Here is a 20,219-nt window from a genome sequence, read left to right on the forward strand (position 1 = left end):
TCCCGTCCGCTGCCCGCCTTCCCCTGACACGGCAATGAACTAGGCAATGAACCAGGCGATGAACTGCACGCGAAGGGACTTTATCAAATTATCGGCGATCTCCGGTGCTCTCGCCCTCTCGGGGGGCGTGCTGCAGGCGGGGTGTTCCGCACGCGCGCCGAAGGAGGAGCAGGCCGGCCCGCTTGCCCATATCGCTTCAGGAGGACTGATACGCCCGCCGGGAGCGCTGCCTGAGAACAGCTTCAGGGCGAAGTGCGTCAGCTGCGGCGTCTGTGTCAATGTCTGCCATGCCATGAGCTATGATGCCGTCGCCGTGGCCGGCATCGGCGCGCTCAGGAATTTCGGGACGCCCTTCATAAAGGATATGAGGGATTTCCCCTGCACGCTCTGTATGGAGTGCCCGCGGCACTGCCCCACCGGGGCGCTCGTCGCGGTCGAGAAGGAGAAGGTTGCCATGGGGAGGGCGCTCATCGATTTTTCGCTCTGCTTCGGCTGGAACGGCGATGTCTGCCTCTCCTGCAGCAAGGCCTGCCCCCTGGGGGCGAAGGTCTTCGATTTTTACAACGGTGCCTGGGGCAACCAGCCGTATATCAACGACCAGTGCGTCGGCTGCGGGCTGTGCGTCAAGTACTGCCCCCTCGGCGGCTCGGCGATCAAAGTGGTCACCCGGGGTCATTACCGCGTCGCGGGCCCGGCATACACGGCTGAATTCACGAGGCTCCTCGCCATGCCCCACGAGGAGCGCTATGCCGTTATCTATGGACAGAACCTGCCGCAGATCATGGCGCGGGGAAGGCTGGTGGAGCGTGAATACCGCTAACGGACATGATGCGTTGGCCGTGCTGCGCGATGAGGTCAAAGAGCGCGAAAAGACCGCGCGTCGCGCACTCCTGCCCCTGTCGAAGCTCCGGCGCTTTGTCATGGCTTCTTTTCTGATGCTCTTCATTCTTCAGTTTGCCCGGATAAAGGTGCTCGTCGGCGGCCTCACCGGCTCGGTGGCGGTCTGGCTCGTGAAGCTCATCGATCCGTTCGCCTTTGCCGAGAGCCTTGCCGCGTCAGGGGAGATTACGGCGGTCGCGCTCACTGCAGTGCTCCCGGTAATCGCCGTCTACCTCGTCTTCGGCAGGGCCTTCTGCGGATGGGTCTGTCCGATGGATTTCCTTTACGAGATGGTGGACAGCGTCAAAAGAAGAATCCGGGAGCCGGGAGCCAGGGGCCGAAAGGCGAAAGACGCAGAACAGGGCGCCCTGTACAGTGCACGAGAGACGGAGAACGGAGAGCATAAGAGAGGGGACAGTGGCCGCATCCCTCGGCGGCGGGGGATACCGCCGAGGACGGGGTATTTCATCGCCGCGGGACTGTTGGCGTTTTCGGCAATAGCGGGCATTCCTTTCTTTACCAACTATCTCTCCCATCTCACGAACTTTTTCAGAGCGCTTACGGGAGGACTCTTTCTCTCCCTCGATCTGCCGGTCGAGACGCCGGTCCTCCTCTGCTCGGCCGGCGCGGTGACCGTTCTCCTGGCGCTGGAGTATGTGTTCCCCCGGCTCTGGTGCAGGGTGCTCTGTCCCGTGGGGAAGACCTACGGACTCTTCAACAGGATAAGCCTCCTCAGGCTCACGGTCGAGGAGGGGAAGTGCGAGCGCTGCGCGCTCTGCGACCAGAAGTGTTACATGCAGGTCGAGATCTCCCGGCATACGGACCGGGGCGTCATAAGAGACGGCAACTGCATCTACTGCGGGCGGTGCGTCGAGGGATGCGCGACCCGGAACAGCGTGATAGCGATGAAGCTCGGGAGGAAACCATGATCGTTGCAAGCGGATTCATAGAGGTGAACGAAGAGCGCGATGTCGAGACCGTTGTAAAGGCGCTCGAGGAGCGGGAGGTGGAGGTCACCGACAGGAAGGATGAGAAGATAGTGTTCCTCATCGAACGGGAGGCGACCGGGCAGGTGAAAGAGACGCTCGACTCCCTGAAGAATATCGAAGGGGTCAGGAGCGTCTATCTCGCCTACTTCAGCCTCGAAGGGGCTGACCGGGACCCGGAGGACACCTCTTTTTTCGAGGCGCGCTAGAGAGTACCCCTGGAGAGTATTGATGGAGATCGTAGGGCTTATCATAAAGGTGGAACGGGGCGGCGGCGAGGAGCTGTCGAAGGCGCTTTCGGCCATGAGCCATGTCAGCATCCAGGGAGTGAAAGACAACCAGATCGTGCTGCTGCTCGATACCGACGATGTCCATGTGATCGCCCGCAACACGAAGGAGATCAACGAGATGAGAGGAGTCGTCGGCGTCTATCCCGTATTCTCCCGGGACTCGCTCCCTATTCCTTGAACCGGTACCCGATGCCCGGGACGGTGAGGATATAGGAGGGCTCCGAAGGGTTCTTCTCGATCTTCTGGCGCAGGTGCTGGATATGCACATCGATGACCCTGCTCCAGGAGTATATCTTCGACTCCTTCCAGAGGTGTTTCTTGATATCCTCCCTGCTGATGACGCTGCCCCGGTGGGCGACGAGGTAGCAGAGGAGCTCGTATTCCTTGGGCGTGAGAATAATCTCCTTCCCCTTCATGGTGACGATCCTCCTCCGGTAGTCGATGCTCAGGGCTCCTATGGCGACGCGGCTCTCTGTTTCGGCGGGTTTCGAGCGCCTGAGGCAGGCCTTGATCCGCGCGATCAGCTCGAGGGTCTCGAAGGGCTTTACCACGTAGTCGTCCGCCCCGCTCTCGAGGCCGAAGACCTTGTCCGAAACCTTGTCCTTGGCAGTGAGCATAATGATGGGCAGATCGGGATGCGTCTTCCTGAGCGTCCGGCATATATCGACCCCGTCGCCGTCGGGAAGCATGCGGTCGAGGATGACGAGGTCGGGCCGCTCTTCAGAGAGCCGCGCCTGCCCTTCGGCCCATGACGGTGCGGTGGCGACGCGGAAGTTATGGAGCTCGAGGTTCGCCTTGAGCACCTTGAGGATGTCCCTGTCGTCGTCGACGACCAGCAGGGTCCCTGAGTTCTCGTGTCTCATGGCACTATCCTTTTGGCCATTTCGAGCACCCGGTGCTCTTCGGCGGAGACCGTACAGGGCCCGGAGAGGGGCATGCCGGAGCTCGACCGGCGCGGCAGCGTGAAGTAGAAGCAGCTCCCGTTCCTGCCGTCGCTCCTCACCCCGATAGTCCCGCTGTGCGCTTCGATGATCGTCTTGCAGATGGCGAGGCCCAGGCCCGTCCCTTCCTTGCTGCCGCTCTTGTAGAACTTCTCGAATATCTTCTCCTGTTCCTCTTCGGGAACGCCGGGCCCCTTATCGCGGACCTCCGCAATGACCATGCTCTCCTCCGCATAGGCGGTGAGGCCGATTTCCGCCCCCTGAGGGCTGTACTTTATGGCATTCGAAAGGAGATTCACCACCACCTGCTTTATCCTGTCTTCGTCGGCGCAGACCGGCAGGGACTCGGGAAGATCGGCGTACAGCACGATCCCCTCTTCATCGGCATTGACCTGGAGGTAGGTCATGGTCTCGGCAATGAGATACGAAAGGTTCACCGTGGTGTAGTGGAACTCGGCTGCTCCCACCTCGATCCGTTCGATATCGAGCATGGTGGTCACCATCCTGATGAGCCGCTCGGAGTTCTTCTTGATCACCTGGAAGAAGATCGAGAGGTCGTCGAGTGAGGTGCCCTCGAGCCGCTCCTCGGGGATCGCCGAAAGCTTTGCCGATATATAGTCCATGGCGCCCTTGATCGAGGTGAGGGGGGTCCTCAGCTCGTGGGAGGCCCGGGCAATGAAGTCGGATTTCCGGAGGTTCGACTCGTTGAGCAGGGTATTCGCCTCGACCAGCTTTCTGTTCGTCTCCTCGATATCCTTCGTCGCCCCACGGATGCGCTCGTTGAGCGATTGGTGGTAGGTCGTGAGGGTGCCCGCCATCTCGGAGAAGGCGCGGCAGAGGTCCTCGAACTCGTCGCCGGTCTTCAGCCTGTTTTCGGGGTTGTAGTTGCCCTCCGAAAAATCCCGTATGGCGCGCTTGAGCCTCCTCATGGGCGTGAGCACGAGATTGCGCATCATCAGGAAGAGCGCAGCCGTGAGGGCGAGGACGGTGAGCGCCATGGCGATGATCATCCCCTTCCTGTTCTCGGCGATCTCGGCAAAGGTTTTGTCCACCGGCACCATGACGCTGATCGCGCCCCGCACGTCGCCGACCTCGTAATGCTGGTGCGCATGGCAGTTGAGGCAGGACTCTTCCACGTGCAGGGGGGATATATACCTGAGATACTTCGCCCTGTCGATGGTCTCTATGGCGATGAGCTCGCTCATGCCGTGCTTCTCGAACTCCAGGAGCGCCTTCTTCTCGAACGCATCGGGCGCATTTTCGGGATTGGTGAGCTTGAGGCTGGTAATATGAAACCAGTAGAACCCCTTCTCCTTTGCATACTTCGAGAGCTCTTTGGTGAACATCGCGGGGGTCTCCTTTATGTAGCGCCTGCCCTGCCTGTCGGTGATCTCGGAATCTTTCAAGTAAGGAGAGGGCGCTACCCAGGGGAGCTTCTCGATAAAAATCCCGCCGTGGTCGGATATCCAGTTGCGCGTAAGGACGATCTGCTTGAAGAGGACGCGGGCCTCGTTCTCGACCTGGCTCATGATGAGGCGCTCCTGGCGCTGGGCTATAAGGTAGAAGGAGACGCCCAGCGCGATGACGAGGGTGAGGCTGCAGCCGATGATGAATTTGAGGTGAAGATTCAGGCGTAAGGGCAGTATGGTCGAGAGTCTGTCTTTCATGTCCACATGAGGAGCCATTTGTATATTAAGTATATCAAAATCGTCCTGACTGCATAAAGAATGATCGAAAAGCAGGGAGGCGAGCGCCACGCGCGAGAGGCGCTTATTTCTTCGATTCTATCCTGTTGTAGACCATGGTCCGGTCTTTGCCGAGGGATTTGGCCCGGTAGAGCGCGGTATCAGCGCTCCTGATCAGCTCATTGATGCTCTCCCCGTCGCCGGGAAAGGAGGCGATCCCTATGCTCACCGTGATGCAGGAGTGAGGAAATTTCTGCCATCCCTCGGTGAGCGATTCCCTGATGTTCTTTCGCACCCGCTCGGCGACGAGGAATGCCTCTTCCTTGGTGGTCTGGGGCATGAGGATCGCGAACTCTTCTCCCCCGAACCGGCAGGCGACGTCGTTCACCCGCGAATCCCTGTGGATGATGCGCGCAACATCTTTCAAGACGTCGTCCCCCGCGAGATGTCCCTCGCTGTCGTTGAAGAGCTTGAAATCATCGATATCGAGCATCACCAGGGAAAAGGTGAGATTGTAGCGTTCCGAACGGTGGATCTCCTCGGTAAAACGCTCTTCGAGATAGCGGCGGTTGAAGAGCCCGGTGACGGTGTCGGTGATCGAGAGCTCTTTCATCTGCTCCGCAAGGGCATGATAGCCCGAGACCTTCAGGCTGAGCGCCGCATACGCCAGGAAATGGCCGAGGATGCTCAGATCGGCATCGGTGAACTCCCGGCCGGACGATTTATCGGCGATGTTCAGGACACCGAGACGTTCATGGTCGAACTGCAGCGGAGCGCACATGAACGAGCCGGTCTTGTAGTGGTGGCGCGGCTTGAAGCCGCAGCGCTCGAGTACGGCGGTGTCTTTCGAGACGAGGGCCGCCCCGTCTTTGAACACCTTCCCGGCGATCCCCTCTCCGGCCTTGACCGCGACCCCCTGCATAAGCCACTGATTGACGCCTTTCACCGCCTTTACGGTGAGCGCGCCGTCTTCAGGCATCATGAGCGAGCAGCGCTCGGCGCCGAGCAGGTCCGCAGCCGTATGCACAATCGCCTCATAGAGCATCTCCCGGTGGTGGAGGTGCGGCAGCAGTCGTGCCACGGCTCCGGCGAGCAGGTCGAGGTCCGCGGCGAGCTTGCGCGAATCCTCCCTGAGCGAGAGGCTCCCGAGGACGAGGCTGACGAGTCTGAGAAAATCGATGATGCAGCGGGACTGTTCCCTGGTGAGCGCCGCGTTGCATACCGCCGCCATCCCGGATGTAGCGGCGAACGAGAGCTGCGGAAAGAGGTGGAGCGTCGTTACTGCCGGGGGAAACCCGAGCGCGGCTATTTCTGCGCCGTCAGCGGAGGAGAAGGCGGAGCCGCTCTCCCTGCACTCGGCGAGGCGGGGAGACTCCCGTATGGTCAGGGGGGCGACGGCGTCCCTCATGCGTCCCGCCGCTGCAGCGGTTACGAACGAACCGCCCTCTTTGACCATCACTGCCGCGGTTTCGATATCGAAGACGAAGAGCAGGGTATCGAGTACGAGCGCATACACCTCTGCCGGAGACGAGGGGGCGGTAATGCTCAGCGCCACGTCGGTCAGCGTCTTCATCCATTGAAACCGGTTCTGGTTGAGGGTGCGCTCATAGCTCCAGCGCAGTACTGTTTCGAAGATGAGCCTCACGGCAGAGGCGGTTTTCTGGATATCCGCGTAGTCCCTCACCGCAAGGTGCTCCGGCCATTGGTCGAGCTGCTCCCGCGAGAGCCCGTACGACGCCCCTTCGGTGAGCAGGAAGTGCTCGAAATCGAAGGCCTTCAGGTAGAACGGGTTGCTGAGCGCTACCAAAAGGGTTTTGTTGATAGTAAGAGGCATGAAGAGGTAGTGCTGCTGGGCAGGCCCCTTGAGCAGGGCGATATCGTTCCGCAGCGATACTTTCTCGATGCCCTTCTGTACAAAACGCCGGTATTCCTCATCGCCTGCGGGGAGTGCGGTGATATGGGTGAGCAGCCGGTCCGGGGAGGGCGAGGGGAGGAGGAGGTCGCCGCTGCTGTTGTACAGCGCAAACGGCATGCGGGTGAGCTCGGCAAGAACGGCTTGCAGTCCGGTTAACGACTGGATATCGAAATATGCCGGATTCATCAGCAACTATCCTGCATCGTACGGCGCTGCTCCTCGATGCGCAAAGCCCCCAATCATGAGTAGGACTATAGTACTCACAAAGTTTCCCCCCTGTCAACACATTGTCTTACATAATCTGTCGGAAAATATGAAAATGTTGTATAATGATTGACCGTAAAGGACGGGAGGGTCGCCTGCTGCGTATGTGTACCGAAGAGCGGCGGATTCCCTCTCCCGAAACGTGGGCCGAGAGAGCCGAGAGAAGTAGAATATCCCGCTGGATGCGCGGGGAGGCCTTGGAGCGCCCCCTGCAAGACCTTATCCCGAGCACCGTCATGGAGACGGCATCAGCGACCGGGGCTGCTGTTTACTTTCAGGGCTTTACGGGCGAAGTAAATATGTGTCATGAAAATGACAGGCGGGTAGAGAGAATATATATCCTAAATGGAAGATCAGAAAAAAGATACGGTAATAGAGCTGTTCAGGGTCTGGCTGGTGAAGGCGGATATGGTGTTTCATATTATCGCCGCGGTGCTCCTGCTCAGCGCGTGCACCATGATCCTCTTTTACGCAACGATCAATATCCTGACTCCCTCCCGTAATGCGATGATCCATCTGGTCAACGATGTCCTGCTGGCGCTCATAATCCTCGAGCTCCTCTGGACCGTGATCAGGTTCCTGAAAAAGCAGAAGTTTATCCTGGGGCCCTTCCTCGCCATCGGCATCATCGCAGCAGTGCGGCGGATACTGCTCATCGAGGCCCAGACCTCCTTCATGGAGCATGTGCCGGTCGAAAAGCTGTACGAGCTGGGCCTGAGCGCCCTTATCATTATTATCCTCATGGTCGCTTACTATCTTTCCGTCAAGGCTCAGAGACTGGAACAGTAACGACCGTTCATCGCGTTTATCGCGTTATAGCGTACAGCGTTATAGCGTTTGTCGGGTTGGTTTTATCGGGGGTATTTTTACGCGATGAACGCGATGAACGGGCTTAAAGGAGGGTGTTATGGCAGACGAACACTCGTTTGATGTCGTAAGTGTGGTGGATATGCAGGAGGTCACCAATGCCGTTGACCAGGCGCTGCGGGAGATAGGCCAGCGCTTCGACTTCAAGGGGAGCAAGAGCTCCATAGAGCTCGATAAGGGAAAGGGGACGATAACCCTCGTCTCCGATGACGAGCTCAAAATGAAGAGCGTTATCGATATCCTCCAGTCGAAGATAGTGAAGCGGGGGATTTCGCTCAAGGCGTTGAGCTACGGCAAGCTCGAGCCGGCTGCGGGGAACACCGTTCGCCAGGTTGTTACGCTGCAGCAGGGCGTACCCGCGGAGAAGGCGAAGGAGATCGTGAAGTATATAAAGGATATGAAGCTCAAGGTGAGTCCCGAGATACAAAAGGACCAGGTCCGCGTGAAGGCCAAGAAGATAGACGACCTCCAGGTCATCATCGCGCAGCTCAAGCAGAAGGATTTCGGGATCCCGCTCCAGTTCGAGAACTACCGGTAATACCGTTGTAGCGTTTATCGAGTACAGCGTTACAGCGTAGAAAATAGGACACCGCGACGCTACAACGCTATAGACGCTATAAACGCTATAAACGCGATGAACGCGATGAACGCGATGAACGCTATGAACGGTCGTCAAAAGGGACTGGAAAATGAGCCGGCTCCTCTGTTAAAATGGGTGCCGACTTTTTTGCACGGGGGTAGATGCCAGTGAAAGGACATACAGCGGTTGTTACCGGCGGCGGTCGCGGGATCGGGAAGGCGATCGGCGCAGCGCTCGCAGCCCGGGGCGTGAATATCGTCGTGGTCGATGTGCAGCTCGATATCGCCGCGGCGACGGCGGCGGAGTTCGAGAAGAGCGGCGTGAAGAGTCTCCCGCTCAAGGCGGACGTTTCGAGCGCCGCCGACGTGAGCGGCATGGTTGAGGCGGCGGTAAAGGAATTTGGTAAAATAGAAATATTTGTGAACAACGCGGGCATTACGCGGGACGGCCTCCTGCTCCGGATGAAGGAGGAGGACTGGGACGCGGTGATCGGCATCAACCTCAAGGGCACGTTCCTCTGTACGAGAGAGGCGGTAAAGGTCATGGCAAAGCAGCGGTACGGCAGGATCGTCAATATCGCTTCGGTCGTCGCGTTCATGGGAAATCCGGGCCAGGCGAACTACAGCGCCTCGAAGGCGGGCATCGTGGGTCTCACGAAGACGACGGCGAAAGAGTATGCGAGCCGGGGCATAACGGCGAACGCGGTCGCGCCCGGTTTCATTACGACCGCCATGACCGATGCCCTTCCGGAGAACGTACGGCAGGAGATGCTCAAGGCGATACCGATGAGCCGGTTCGGCACGGTCGAGGACGTAGCCGGCGCGGTCGGCTTTCTCGCTTCGCCTGAAGCGGGGTATATTACGGGCCAGGTCATTCATGTCAACGGCGGCATGTATATGTAACCGTTAAGCGTGAGTGATCCGTCGGGAGCGGCAGAAGCGACGGGTTGTTCACGCTGGCGGTCAGTCGTGCTTTTTGCATTCTAAAATCTGCATTCAATCCAGGAGGAAATAATGGTACAAGAGAAAGTGAAAGAGATCATATCGAAGCAGCTCGGCGTCGACCAGTCCGAGGTGACGCCCGAGGCGTCGTTCGTGGAAGACCTCGGTGCGGACTCGCTCGATACGGTCGAGCTGGTCATGGCCTTTGAAGAGGCGTTCAACATCGAGATCCCCGATGAGGACGCCGAGAAGATCGCAAAGGTCAAGGATGCCGTCGATTATATTTCGAAGAAGTTAGGATGATCGAAACGAGAAGAGTCGTCGTTACCGGAATAGGGCTCGTGACCCCGATCGGCATCGGGGTCGAGGCCTCATGGAATGCCGCGCTCCAGGGCGTCTCCGGTATCGGCCCTATTACGCATTTCGATGCGTCGGCGCTTCCCGTGCGTATTGCCGGTGAAGTGAAAGGCTTCGATCCCGCCCCGTACATCGACGCGAAAGAGATAAAGAAGATGGACCGCTTTATCCACCTGGCGATGGCCGCGGCCACGATGGCGGTGGAGGATTCGGGGCTGAAGATTTCTGAGGAGAATGCCGGCCGGGTGGGCGTCATCGTCGGCGCCGGCATGGGGGGGCTCCCCGCCATCGAGCAGTATCATAAGGCGTATCTCGAGAAGGGGCATAGGCGGATATCCCCCTTCTTCATCCCCATGCTCATCATCAATCTCGCAGCAGGCAATATCTCGATCAAGTTCGGGGCGAAGGGGCCCAATTCTTCGGCGGTCACCGCCTGTGCTACCGGCAGCCATTGCATCGGTGACGCCTTCAAGATCATCCAGCGCGGCGACGCCGACGCGATGATCGCGGGGGGCACCGAATCATGTATTGCCGCCCTCGCCGTCGGCGGATTCGCGGTCATGAAGGCCCTTTCGACCAGGAACGATGACCCGCAGCGGGCGAGCAGGCCCTTCGATACCGACCGCGACGGCTTTGTGATGGGAGAGGGCTCGGGCATCGTCATCCTCGAGAACCTCGAGAGCGCCCTGGCGAGAAAGGCGAAGATCTATGCGGAGGTCGTCGGCTACGGCATGTCCGGCGACGCCTACCATATCTCGTCGCCCGCCCCGGGAGGCGAAGGGGCGGTGCGCTGCATGAAGGCGGCGCTGAAGGACGCCGGCATAGCTCCCGACCGTATCAATTATATCAACGCGCACGGCACCTCGACGAAGTACGGGGATGAGCTCGAGACAGCGGCGATAAAGACCGTCTTCGGCGAGCATGCCTATAAGCTCTGCGTCAGCTCCACGAAGTCCATGACCGGCCATCTCCTCGGGGCCGCGGGAGGCGTCGAATCGGTATTCTCGGTACTCAGCATCCATCACCGGATGGTGCCGCCGACGATCAATCTCGACAATCCCGATCCCGAGTGCGATCTCGATTATGTACCGCATGAGGCACGGCAGCTCGACGTCGCCTATGCACTCTCAAACTCCTTTGGATTCGGGGGAACCAATGCCTGTCTCATCTTCGGAATATACAAAGGAAATTGAGGAAATCCTCGGGTATTCCTTCAAGAACAAGAAGCTCCTGCTCACTGCGCTTACCCACAAATCCTTTCATCACGAAAATGCGGGAAAGGTAAAGACCCACAACGAACGGCTCGAGTTCCTCGGCGATTCGGTCCTCGGCCTCATCATCGCCGAGATGCTCTATCTTCATGAGAGGCCCCTGAGCGAGGCCGAGATGTCGAAGATGAAGTCCTACCTGGTGAAGGAGGCGGTGCTCTTCGAGATGGCCTCCCGGCTCGCCCTCGGCAAATACCTGCGGCTCGGGAAGGGCGAGGAGTCGACCGGCGGCAGGAGCAAGCGCTCCGTGCTCTCCGACGCCTTCGAGGCGGTGGTGGGGGCGCTCTTTCTCGACAGCGACTACGCAACGGCACGGTCGGTCATCCTGAAGCTCTTCATCGATAAAATCCCCGCCGTACTCTCGCGGCAGGAGGGGTATGACTGCAAGAGCGAGCTGCAGGAGAAGTGCCAGAGCATCTTCGGGCTGCTCCCCGAATACCGGATCGTGAAGCAGGAGGGCGAGGAGCACCGGAAGGTGTTTACCGCAGAAGTCTATATCAACGGCTGTCTTTACGGCAGCGGTACCGGAAAGAGCAAAAAAGAGGCCCAGATGGCTGCCGCCAAAGGGGCGCTCGAGAGAATCGTTCAGGGCGAAGCCGCAAAGAAATAAGAGCAGGGCGAGGGAGCAGGTCCCCGCATCGTGAGAGGAAATGAACAAGAACGTACTCGCCTGGTGTCTCTTCGACTTCGCCAACTCGAGCTTCTCTGCCGTGATCGCAGCGGTCGTCTTCCCCGTCTACTATACCGCACATATCGTCGGCAACGACTCAGGCCAGGGCGACCTCTGGTGGGGCCGCGCCATCGCCGCGAGCATGGCGATCGTGGCGGTCAGCTCCCCTTTTCTCGGCGGCATCGCCGACTACGCGGGAATAAAAAAAAGGCTGCTCATCCTTTACACCGTTCTCTGCATCGCCGCCGTCGCCTCCTTTACCGTTCTGCGCCAGGGCATGGTCGTCGAGGGCTTCTTCCTCATTGTCCTCGCCACCGTCGGGCTTGAGGGGGGCACGGTCTTTTACAATGCCTTTCTCCCCGAGATCGCCGGGCCGCAGCAGCAGGGGCGGGTCTCGGCCTGGGGCTTCGCGATCGGGTACGCAGGCTCGATCCTCTCGCTCCTGATCGCCCTTGCCCTCATCGAGAACGGCGTGCTGGTGTTCGTCTGGCCGATGGTGGCGCTCTTTTTCGGGATATTCTCCCTCCCGGCATTTTTAATCCTGCCCCGTGACAGCGGGGGCGGCGCCGGTATCCGCAGCGCAGCGGTGAACGGGTTCAGGCAGAGCATGGTCCAACTGCGCCGCATCGTGCAAAACCGCGATCAGCGCCGCTTTCTTTTAGCCTTTCTGATTTACGAGGACGGCGTGAATACGGTCATCGTCTTCTCGAGCGTCTTTGCCGCAACCACGCTCGGGTTTGCTCCGCGCGAGCTGGTGCTGCTCTATCTGGTCGTGCAGGTGACGGCGCTCGCCGGCGCTTTTGCCCTGGCGCGGCCCATCGACGTCTGGGGGCCCAAGAGGGTGGTGCTGCTCTCGCTCTGCCTCTGGACAACGGTCGCGGTAGCGGCGTTCTTCATTACCAGCAAGGCGCATTTCTTCTTTGTCGCCTCCTGTGCGGGCCTCGGGCTCGGCACCATTCAGGCTGCGTCGCGGGCCTTCTATGTGCAGTTCATTCCGCCCGGGAAATCTTCCGAATACTTCGGCGTCTATTCGATGGTGGGCAAGACCTCGGCGGTACTCGGCCCGCTCATCTTCGGCTATCTCTCGACCGCGTTCAACAGCCAGCGCCCGGCGGTGCTGGCGATCTCCTCGTTTTTCGTTGCAGGGCTTGCGATAGTCATGACGGTGCGGGGAGGAGGACCGAACAGCAACGGCCGGAACGCGGAAGACAGCGGTCAGAATTTCTGATAGGCAAGCGATTTTACCTTGACCCGGACGACATGCTTCTTGAGCTGGATGGTGAGGTGTGACTGATACCACTGCAGGAGCGAATCCGCGGCGAGTGACAGAGCCTGCTCCGTATTCTTCACCGGCACATCGTAGCTGATGCTCAGTTTATCCCCGCTGTCGAGCTCTATGGTCTGCTCGACGGGGAGGAGCGTCTCCTTGCTGATGACGAGGCGGCGGTTATAGTTCCTGACGATATAGGCCGTCTCGTTCTCCTGTACGGTATAGTGGTCTATGTTCCACCACAGGAAGCTGTTCTTCAGGCCGTCCACGAGAATGGCGCTCTTGTTCCTGTCGAGCTTCGGCTTGCTCTTGACGACGCCGTTTTCTTCCGTCACTTCTCCGGCGAGGAAGCCGAGGTAATACAACCGCAGGGTGAGCATGCTCTCCGAAACCTTCAGGAACGCATCGCCGCTCATGACACTGTCGCTCTTTTCATAGTCGATCGAGAGCACCGCCTCGACAGCGTCGACCGCCTTCAACGCGGCAAGGGCGTCCTCCAGGGCGACCCCTGCGTGAGCGGGGCGCTCGATCTGTTTGGGAGCGCAGGAAATGAGAAGCAGAACACAGAGGCCGGAAGCCAGGAGCCGGAATAAAAGAGGCTGAGTGCTGGGTGCTGAGCCCTGGCCGCTACCTGAGCTGTTCAATCGTCTCCTCCACATTTTTCACCCCGATAACCTCCAGCCCGAACGTCGACTTCAGCCGTGCCGTATTGCTCGCCGGAATGATCGCGCGGCGGAAGCCGATCTTCGCCGCCTCCTTGAGCCGCGTCTCGGCCTGGGCCACAGCCCTCACCTCGCCCGACAGCCCCACTTCGCCGAAGAGGAAGGTCCTCGAGTCGATCGGGACCTCCTTGAACGACGAGACTATGGCAGCGATGATGCCGAGGTCGGTCGCGGGCTCGACGATCTTCAATCCCCCGACGATATTGGTGAACACGTCCATGCCTCCCAGGTGGAGCCCCGCCTTCTTCTCGAGCACCGCGATCAGGAGGTTCACCCTGTTGAAATCGACGCCCATGCTCGTCCGCCGGGGCATGCCGAAGGTGGTCGGCGAGACGAGCGCCTGCACCTCGACGAGCAGGGGGCGCGTACCCTCCATGCTCGCGATGACGGTCGACCCCGCCACATTGAGAGGCCGTTCCGACAGAAAGAGCTCCGAAGGGTTGTCGATCTCGGCGAGGCCGCTGTCGGTCATCTCGAAGACGCCGATCTCGTTGGTCGAGCCGAAACGGTTCTTGACCGTCCGCAGGATCCGGTAGGGATGCCCCCTGTCTCCCTCGAAGTAGAGCACCGTATCGACGATATGCTCCAGCACCCGCGGCCCGGCGATGGCGCCCTCCTTCGTGACATGGCCGATGAGGAAGACCGGTATGTGCGTCCGCTTGGCAAAGGACATGAGCTTCGCCGCCGACTCCCGTATCTGCCCCACGGAGCCGGGCGCCGAGGTGAGCTCCTCGGTGTAGACGGTCTGAATGGAGTCGATCACCAGCGCGGCCGGCCTCATTGCCTGGGCGCTCTGAATGATATTCTCGACGAGCGTTTCCGGAAGGAGCGCGATATCGCCGGAATCGATCGCCATGCGCTCCGCCCTCAGCTTGATCTGCTCCGGCGACTCCTCGCCGGATACATAGAGGACGGCCCCCGATGTCTCCGCTATCTTCGCCAGCGCGTTGAGGATCAGGGTGGACTTGCCGATGCCCGGGTCTCCCCCGATCAGGATGATCGCGCCGTCGACGAGCCCGCCGCCCAGCACCCGGTCGAGCTCCCGTATGCCGATGGCGGTCCTCTTCTCCTTGCCGCCGGTGACGGTATTCAGCGGCTGCGGCGCTGCCGATTGTCCGGAGGGGCCGCCGCGGCGGACGTTCAGCGACTTCGGCGCCTCCTGTTCCTCGGCGAAACTGTTCCACGCCCCGCAGTCGGGGCACTTGCCGAGCCACTTCGGGCTGGTGAACCCGCAGGCCTGGCACTGAAAGATCGTCTTTATCTTAGACATAACCACGCCTCATCTTTTCCTTCGTTTCCCGCTCCTCACTTCTTACTTATACGTGGAGCAACCTCATTCCCCTCCCTGCAGTATACGCATTCGCGAGCGCGGCGCGCATGAACTCTTTTGCCGCCTCTACGGCATGAAGGACCGGCGTCCCCTTTGCGAGGAGCGCCGTGACCGCAGCCGAAAAAGCACAGCCGGTGCCGTGGTACTCTCCCGGGAGCTTTCTCCCTTTGACCCGGTGAACGGCACTGCCGTCATAAACGAGATCGGTCGCGTCTTGTTCGAGGTGTCCGCCGGTGATGACGACCACCTCGGGGCCGAGCTGCTTCAGCGTCCTTGCCGCTGCTTCCATCGTCCTCTCATTCGCTATCGGGATACCGGTAAGCGCCGCTGCTTCGGCGATGTTGGGGGTAATCACCGTTGCGAGCGGCAGCAGCTCCCTCTTCAGCACCTCGAGCGCTTTCTCCTCGATTAAGGCGGCGCCGGACGATGATCGGATGACCGGGTCGATCACGATGTTCCGGAGATCATAAGCGCGTATCACCTTGACGACCGCGGCAACGTTTTCGGGGCTGAGAAGCATGCCGGTCTTCACCGCATCCGGCCTGAGATCATTGATGAGGGTCGTCAGCTGTGCTTCGAGAAGGTTGTTCCCGACCGCTTCGACCGCGAAGACGCCTGCCGTGTTCTGAGCGGTGAGCGCGGAGATTGCCGAGAGTCCGTAAACGCCGAAGCGATGAAAAACCTTGAGGTCAGCCTGTATCCCGGCCCCTCCCGTAGGGTCGGAACCTGCTATCGTGAGCGCCGTTTTCATGCTATCTTTAGAGCGCCTAACAGAATGAGCACAGAGAGTCAGACGAGGCACAGTACATTCGCTCATTCTCGGTCGATGCGACCTCCGAGGCGGGGCAGCCCGCTCCGCCATCCTGGCTTCTCTTGGGCTGCCCAAGCCGCTCATATACTATGCCTCGTCCGACTCTAAGTTCTTTCATTTTGTTAGAAGCTCTTAGTATTATATCAGCAGGACTATCCAAAAAGGTACCGACGGCGAGGAAGCTTTTGTCGGACCGGTTGACAAAAACACGTAAATTCATGTATTTTATTAGACTTGAAGCTGTTTGCAGGATGTATTCAAATATTAAGGGAAGGTGCGTACATGAAGACCAGATTTGCAAAGAAAGACGAGATCGAGCGTAAATGGTACGTCGTCGATGCCAAAGACCAGGTACTCGGGAGGATGGCGGCCCAGATCGCTTCGTACCTTCGCGGCAAACATAAGCCTATCTTTACTCCCAATGTCGATACGGGCGATTTCGTGATCGTCGTGAACGCCGACAAGGTGAAGGTGACCGGCAACAAGCTCATCGATAAGGTCTACCAGCACCATACGGGATACATGGGCAACCTGAAGGAAGAGAGACTGAAGGACCGTCTTAACACCGCGCCGGAGAGGGTGATCGAGGCCGCGGTATGGGGAATGCTCCCCAAGAACAGGCTCGGCAGGGATATGATCAAGAAGCTGAAGGTATACCGCGGCGCCGACCACGGCCATGCCGCCCAGAAACCTGAACTCATAAAAATCACGAAATAAGGAGCAGAGGGAATGGCCGCAATAAAATACTACGCGACAGGAAGAAGAAAGAGGTCGATCGCCCGGGTTACGCTCGTCCCGGGGAAGGGCACCATCACCGTCAACAGCAAAGAGATAGACACCTATTTCCCGAGGGAGACCTTGCGGATGATCATCAGGCAGCCGCTCCAGGTGGCCGGCGTCACCGGCAAGTTCGATGTCGTGGCGCTCGTGAACGGCGGCGGGCTGAGCGGCCAGGCAGGCGCCTTGAGGCACGGCATCTCCCGGGCGCTGGTGAGTGTGGATGCGGAGATGAAGTCCAAGCTCAAGAAAGAGGGGCTCCTCACGAGAGACCCGCGAGAGGTCGAGAGAAAGAAGTACGGCCTTGCCGGTGCGAGGAGGAGATTCCAGTTCTCCAAGCGTTAATCACCCCCTCGTCATAGCGATGATGGATACCGTAGGGCCCGTTCCGGAGAACGGGCCTTATGTTTTAGGAAGCAAAGGGAAATCATTATAAAAGTGTAAGGATGGAGACCGATGGTTAAGATAGCGATCTGCGGCGGAAGCGGGTATACGGGGGCGGAGCTGCTCCGGATCCTTTTATTGCACCCGGAAGCGACGATAACGGCGGTAACGTCCGAGAAGTCAGCGGGCAGGCGGGTTACCGATCTCTTCCCCCATCTGAGCCGGTACCGGACACTCGTCTACGAGCCGATGGAGAAGGAGAAGCTGCTCGACAAGGCCGACCTCTTTTTCATGGCCCTGCCCCATGCCGCCTCCCAGGAGGCGGTCGATTATTTTTTCAGGAAAGGGAAGAAAGTGATCGACCTTTCCGCCGACTACCGCATCGCCGAGGCGGCGGTGTACGAGGAGTGGTACAAGACGCCGCACCATTACCGGGAGACCCTCAAGGAGGCTGTCTACGGTCTGCCCGAGCTGCATCGCGGGAGGATTGCCGCAGCGGGCCTCGTCGCCAACCCCGGCTGTTACCCGACGAGCGCCATACTCGGGCTATCCCCGGCGCTTGCCGCAGGGCTCATCGACCCCGACACCATCACCATCGATTCCAAGTCAGGCACCTCGGGCGCCGGCAGGAAGGCCGATGTGGGCTTCTCCTATTGCGAGGTGAACGAGGGCTTCAAGGCCTACGGGCTCGTGGTGCACCGCCACACCCCCGAGATTGAGCAGGAGCTGTCGGGCGTTGCGGGCAGGAAGATTACGCTTACGTTCACGCCCCACCTCGTGCCGATGGACCGCGGCATCATCTCGACCATGTACGCGAAGCTGCTCAGGAAGAGCGCCACCGCCGAGATCCTTGCGCTCTACCGGAGCCGGTACGAGAGGGAGCCGTTTGTGAATGTGCTCGATGAGGGCGTATTCCCGAACGCGAAGAATGTCCGCGGCAGCAACTACTGCGATATAGGGCTCACGGTGAACACCCGGACCAATACCCTGATCGTGGTCTCGACCATCGATAACCTCGTGAAAGGCGCATCGGGGCAGGCGGTGCAGAACATGAATATCATGCTCGGCTTCAAGGAGACTACTGCCCTGGAGCAGCTCGGGATATTCCCGTAAGCGTCATCGGCCTCATCTCCGATACTCACGGGCTCATGCGCCCCGAGGCGGTCAGGGCGCTGCAGGGCGTTGAGCTGGTCGTCCATGCCGGCGATGTGGGGACCCTGCAGGTGCTCGACGTCTTGAAGAACATCGCGCCGGTAGTCGCTGTGCGGGGGAACACCGACCGGGACTGCTGGGCGCGGGAGCTTCCCCTCACCGAGGTCGTCGAGATCGGCGCGGCCTCCCTGTATGTGCTCCACAATATCCACGAGCTCGACCTCGACCCCGCAGCTTCAGGCCTCAGTGCCGTTATCTACGGCCACTCTCACCAGCCCGCTGTCGAAAAGCGAAAAGGCGTGCTCTACGTGAACCCCGGCAGCGCAGGGCCGCGCCGCTTTCATCTGCCGGTCAGCGTCGCCCTGCTGCGCATCAAGGGAACGTCGGTTGTTGCGGAGATAGTAGAGCTGAGAGTATAGACGCATCCTGTTTATCCTCCACCCATGTGCAGCGTGTCCGGAACTCTATGAGCTCACGCACTTGACTGGTGTACGGGACGAGATAAAATCTTAGTATGAGATCAAAACATGGTTCAGGAGGTGCACTATGGCCGAGAAAGAGAAGAAAGCTAAAAAGGAGTCGGGAGCATTGATGAAAGCCGAACCGGCACGACCGCTTTCACCGTTCGAGCAGATAGAACGGCAGTTCGAAGAGTTCTTCAGAAGGCCGTTCTCCCTGCTCAATCAGCCGACCTGGTGGCCGGCGCGCAGAATCTTCGGGGCAGAGGAATTTGCCCCCTCGGTGGACATTTACGAGGAGGATGGCGATGTGGTTATGAAGGCGGAGCTGCCCGGTCTCAAGAAAGACGATATCTCCGTTGATATCACCGACCATACGATCACCATCTCCGGTGAGAAGAAGGAAGAGGAAAAGATCGAGGAGAAGAACTTCTACCGGCATGAACGCTTTTATGGCTCCTTTACCCGTTCTTTTGACATCCCGACGGAGGTGAAGGCGGATGAGGTGAAAGCGAAATTCCATGATGGTGTCCTCGAAGTACGGCTCCCCAAAACCGAAGAGGCAAAACAGAAGGCGAAAAAGGTCGCTATCGAATAATGGCCGGATGGCCGGTTAAGAGGCGGCAGCCGGAGGGCGCCTCTCTGTTGCCGGGCGCCGCCTTTTTGTGAAAGGGGTTAAGGCCGCTCTCGGCGCAGGGGAGTAAATTGCTGGAGGGATACGATCATATCCCTCCGCGGGTAAACGCACTTGTGCAAGCCGGCCCCCGAGCGCGGGAACCTTATAAGGAGACTAAAACCATTACCATCTGGCGGCCGTCCATCTTCGGCGGGGACTCTACTTTTGCGATATCCCTCAGTTCCGATGCCAGCCTGTTCAGGACATTCGCCCCTAGTTCCGGGCGGCTGAATTCCCGTCCTCTGAACCGAACGGTCACTTTAACCTTGTCCCCGTGGTCGATAAACTTCCGCACATTACGTTTCTTGAACTCATAATCATGGGTATCGATCAGGGGGCGCATCCTGATTTCCTTGAGTGTCACGGTTGTCTGCTGCTTCCTGTCCTTACGCAGCTTTTTGCTTTGCTCGAACTTGAACTTCCGGTAGTCCATGATCTTGCAGACCGGAGGATCGGTTTGAGGACTGATTTCCACGAGATCCAGGTCGCGCTCCTCCGCCATTTTCAGTGCTGAATCAATGTCCATGATGCCGATTTGCCCCTCATCGGCGACAACACGTATCTCTTTCGCTTGGATCAGCCGGATTTGGTTGTTTACGCGGGTCTTATCCACGACACGTCCGGGCGATACTCTTCTTTGATTAGTGATAGGGTGGTCCTCCTTTTGGTGGTGTCCTTTGCTGGTCTCCGCCTCGCACGACTCGGGCCAAAGGCCGCTCCATTACCTATAGTGTACCATGTTCGGGCGGATAAAACTTTTTAGAACCGATATGCGGGTGTAATCCGCGCTGATTATTATGTTGCTAATTATCCGTGGACGTGCTAGGCTATCTATAGAGTTTCAGAAGTTTTTAGCCCATTCACGGCCGCAAAGACTTTTAGCTTTGTGGCCTTTTTATTTGTGCCCTTCTGAAAGTTCAACTAACAAGTAAGGAGGTACACAATGGCTAACGGAACAGTAAAGTGGTTCAACGATTCCAAAGGCTTCGGCTTCAT

23 protein-coding genes are annotated in these 20,219 nt (G+C 59.0%); 16 read left to right on the top strand and 7 right to left on the bottom strand.

What is annotated here, in order from left to right; all coding sequences use genetic code 11:
- Positions 1-46: 46 nt before the first annotated feature.
- From AB1805_14690 to AB1805_14705, 4 genes are read left to right on the top strand one after another with little or no spacing between them, the layout of a single operon-like run.
- Positions 47-820, top strand: coding sequence for a 4Fe-4S dicluster domain-containing protein (locus AB1805_14690; GenBank protein ID MEW5746674.1), 774 nt, complete (start codon positions 47-49; stop codon positions 818-820).
- A complete protein-coding gene (locus AB1805_14695; GenBank protein ID MEW5746675.1) occupies positions 807-1,808 on the top strand; it encodes a 4Fe-4S binding protein in 1,002 nt (333 codons plus the stop codon). The genes AB1805_14690 and AB1805_14695 overlap by 14 nt, the downstream gene beginning before the upstream one ends.
- Positions 1,805-2,074: a chaperone NapD gene (locus tag AB1805_14700; GenBank protein ID MEW5746676.1), complete on the top strand. Its 270-nt coding sequence runs from the start codon at positions 1,805-1,807 to the stop codon at positions 2,072-2,074. Before AB1805_14695 ends, AB1805_14700 begins: the two co-directional genes overlap by 4 nt.
- A gap of 22 nt (positions 2,075-2,096) precedes the next feature.
- The gene (locus AB1805_14705) at positions 2,097-2,333 is read left to right on the top strand and encodes a chaperone NapD (GenBank protein ID MEW5746677.1); all 237 of its coding nucleotides are present in this window, start codon (positions 2,097-2,099) and stop codon (positions 2,331-2,333) included.
- Here the strand turns inward: AB1805_14705 and AB1805_14710 are convergent.
- The 3 genes from AB1805_14710 to AB1805_14720 all read right to left on the bottom strand — a co-directional run bounded on the left by AB1805_14710 (position 2,323) and on the right by AB1805_14720 (position 6,882).
- Positions 2,323-3,018: a response regulator transcription factor gene (locus AB1805_14710; GenBank protein ID MEW5746678.1), complete on the bottom strand. Its 696-nt coding sequence runs from the start codon at positions 3,016-3,018 to the stop codon at positions 2,323-2,325. The genes AB1805_14705 and AB1805_14710 overlap by 11 nt on opposite strands.
- Positions 3,015-4,763 (bottom strand): ATP-binding protein, encoded by a 1,749-nt coding sequence (locus AB1805_14715; protein MEW5746679.1) that lies wholly within the window; start codon positions 4,761-4,763, stop codon positions 3,015-3,017. The genes AB1805_14710 and AB1805_14715 overlap by 4 nt, the downstream gene beginning before the upstream one ends.
- A gap of 103 nt (positions 4,764-4,866) precedes the next feature.
- Complete coding sequence (locus tag AB1805_14720) at positions 4,867-6,882, bottom strand: sensor domain-containing diguanylate cyclase (GenBank protein MEW5746680.1); 2,016 nt, start codon at positions 6,880-6,882, stop codon at positions 4,867-4,869.
- A gap of 423 nt (positions 6,883-7,305) precedes the next feature.
- Between AB1805_14720 and AB1805_14725 the strand changes: the two genes are divergently transcribed.
- From AB1805_14725 to AB1805_14755, 7 genes are all read left to right on the top strand, one after another.
- Complete coding sequence (locus AB1805_14725; GenBank protein MEW5746681.1) at positions 7,306-7,749, top strand: phosphate-starvation-inducible PsiE family protein; 444 nt, start codon at positions 7,306-7,308, stop codon at positions 7,747-7,749.
- A 118-nt stretch (positions 7,750-7,867) separates the two neighbouring features.
- On the top strand, positions 7,868-8,365 hold the full coding sequence (locus AB1805_14730; GenBank protein MEW5746682.1) for a YajQ family cyclic di-GMP-binding protein: 498 nt from the start codon (positions 7,868-7,870) through the stop codon (positions 8,363-8,365).
- A gap of 203 nt (positions 8,366-8,568) precedes the next feature.
- Entirely contained in the window at positions 8,569-9,309 is a 741-nt protein-coding gene (gene fabG, locus AB1805_14735; GenBank protein MEW5746683.1) for a 3-oxoacyl-[acyl-carrier-protein] reductase, read from the top strand.
- A gap of 111 nt (positions 9,310-9,420) precedes the next feature.
- Positions 9,421-9,651: an acyl carrier protein gene (acpP, locus tag AB1805_14740; protein MEW5746684.1), complete on the top strand. Its 231-nt coding sequence runs from the start codon at positions 9,421-9,423 to the stop codon at positions 9,649-9,651.
- Positions 9,648-10,898, top strand: coding sequence for a beta-ketoacyl-ACP synthase II (gene fabF / locus AB1805_14745; GenBank protein MEW5746685.1), 1,251 nt, complete (start codon positions 9,648-9,650; stop codon positions 10,896-10,898). The genes acpP and fabF overlap by 4 nt, the downstream gene beginning before the upstream one ends.
- Positions 10,861-11,583 (top strand): ribonuclease III, encoded by a 723-nt coding sequence (gene rnc / locus AB1805_14750; protein MEW5746686.1) that lies wholly within the window; start codon positions 10,861-10,863, stop codon positions 11,581-11,583. The genes fabF and rnc overlap by 38 nt, the downstream gene beginning before the upstream one ends.
- Positions 11,584-11,623: 40 nt before the next feature.
- A complete protein-coding gene (locus AB1805_14755; GenBank protein MEW5746687.1) occupies positions 11,624-12,871 on the top strand; it encodes an MFS transporter in 1,248 nt (415 codons plus the stop codon).
- Here AB1805_14755 and AB1805_14760 read toward each other — a convergent pair.
- The 3 genes from AB1805_14760 to thiD are packed head-to-tail and all read right to left on the bottom strand — an operon-like array spanning position 12,859 to position 15,716.
- Complete coding sequence (locus AB1805_14760; protein MEW5746688.1) at positions 12,859-13,557, bottom strand: hypothetical protein; 699 nt, start codon at positions 13,555-13,557, stop codon at positions 12,859-12,861. The two genes, AB1805_14755 and AB1805_14760, sit on opposite strands and share 13 nt — an antisense overlap.
- Positions 13,541-14,905, bottom strand: coding sequence for a DNA repair protein RadA (gene radA / locus AB1805_14765; protein MEW5746689.1), 1,365 nt, complete (start codon positions 14,903-14,905; stop codon positions 13,541-13,543). Before radA ends, AB1805_14760 begins: the two co-directional genes overlap by 17 nt.
- 46 nt (positions 14,906-14,951) lie before the next feature.
- Complete coding sequence (gene thiD, locus AB1805_14770; GenBank protein ID MEW5746690.1) at positions 14,952-15,716, bottom strand: bifunctional hydroxymethylpyrimidine kinase/phosphomethylpyrimidine kinase; 765 nt, start codon at positions 15,714-15,716, stop codon at positions 14,952-14,954.
- Between the two features lie 342 nt (positions 15,717-16,058).
- On the opposite strand from thiD, the gene rplM reads away from it, so the two are divergent.
- The 5 genes from rplM (at position 16,059) to AB1805_14795 (ending at position 19,145) form a co-directional block, all read left to right on the top strand.
- Positions 16,059-16,493 (top strand): 50S ribosomal protein L13, encoded by a 435-nt coding sequence (gene rplM, locus AB1805_14775; GenBank protein MEW5746691.1) that lies wholly within the window; start codon positions 16,059-16,061, stop codon positions 16,491-16,493.
- A gap of 12 nt (positions 16,494-16,505) precedes the next feature.
- Positions 16,506-16,898 carry a 30S ribosomal protein S9 gene (gene rpsI, locus AB1805_14780; GenBank protein MEW5746692.1) on the top strand — a complete coding sequence of 131 codons (393 nt, stop codon included), beginning with the start codon at positions 16,506-16,508 and terminating at the stop codon, positions 16,896-16,898.
- Positions 16,899-17,009: 111 nt separating this feature from the next.
- Positions 17,010-18,050 carry an N-acetyl-gamma-glutamyl-phosphate reductase gene (argC, locus tag AB1805_14785; protein MEW5746693.1) on the top strand — a complete coding sequence of 347 codons (1,041 nt, stop codon included), beginning with the start codon at positions 17,010-17,012 and terminating at the stop codon, positions 18,048-18,050.
- The gene (locus tag AB1805_14790) at positions 18,041-18,508 is read left to right on the top strand and encodes a metallophosphoesterase family protein (protein ID MEW5746694.1); all 468 of its coding nucleotides are present in this window, start codon (positions 18,041-18,043) and stop codon (positions 18,506-18,508) included. Before argC ends, AB1805_14790 begins: the two co-directional genes overlap by 10 nt.
- Positions 18,509-18,635: 127 nt before the next feature.
- On the top strand, positions 18,636-19,145 hold the full coding sequence (locus AB1805_14795) for an Hsp20/alpha crystallin family protein (protein ID MEW5746695.1): 510 nt from the start codon (positions 18,636-18,638) through the stop codon (positions 19,143-19,145).
- Positions 19,146-19,326: 181 nt separating this feature from the next.
- On the opposite strand, the gene infC is transcribed toward AB1805_14795, so the two are convergent.
- A complete protein-coding gene (infC, locus tag AB1805_14800) occupies positions 19,327-19,836 on the bottom strand; it encodes a translation initiation factor IF-3 (protein MEW5746696.1) in 510 nt (169 codons plus the stop codon).
- Between the last annotated feature and the right edge of the window lie 383 nt (positions 19,837-20,219).

This window comes from Nitrospirota bacterium, assembly GCA_040752355.1.
Classification (GTDB): domain Bacteria; phylum Nitrospirota; class Thermodesulfovibrionia; order Thermodesulfovibrionales; family Dissulfurispiraceae; genus JBFMCP01.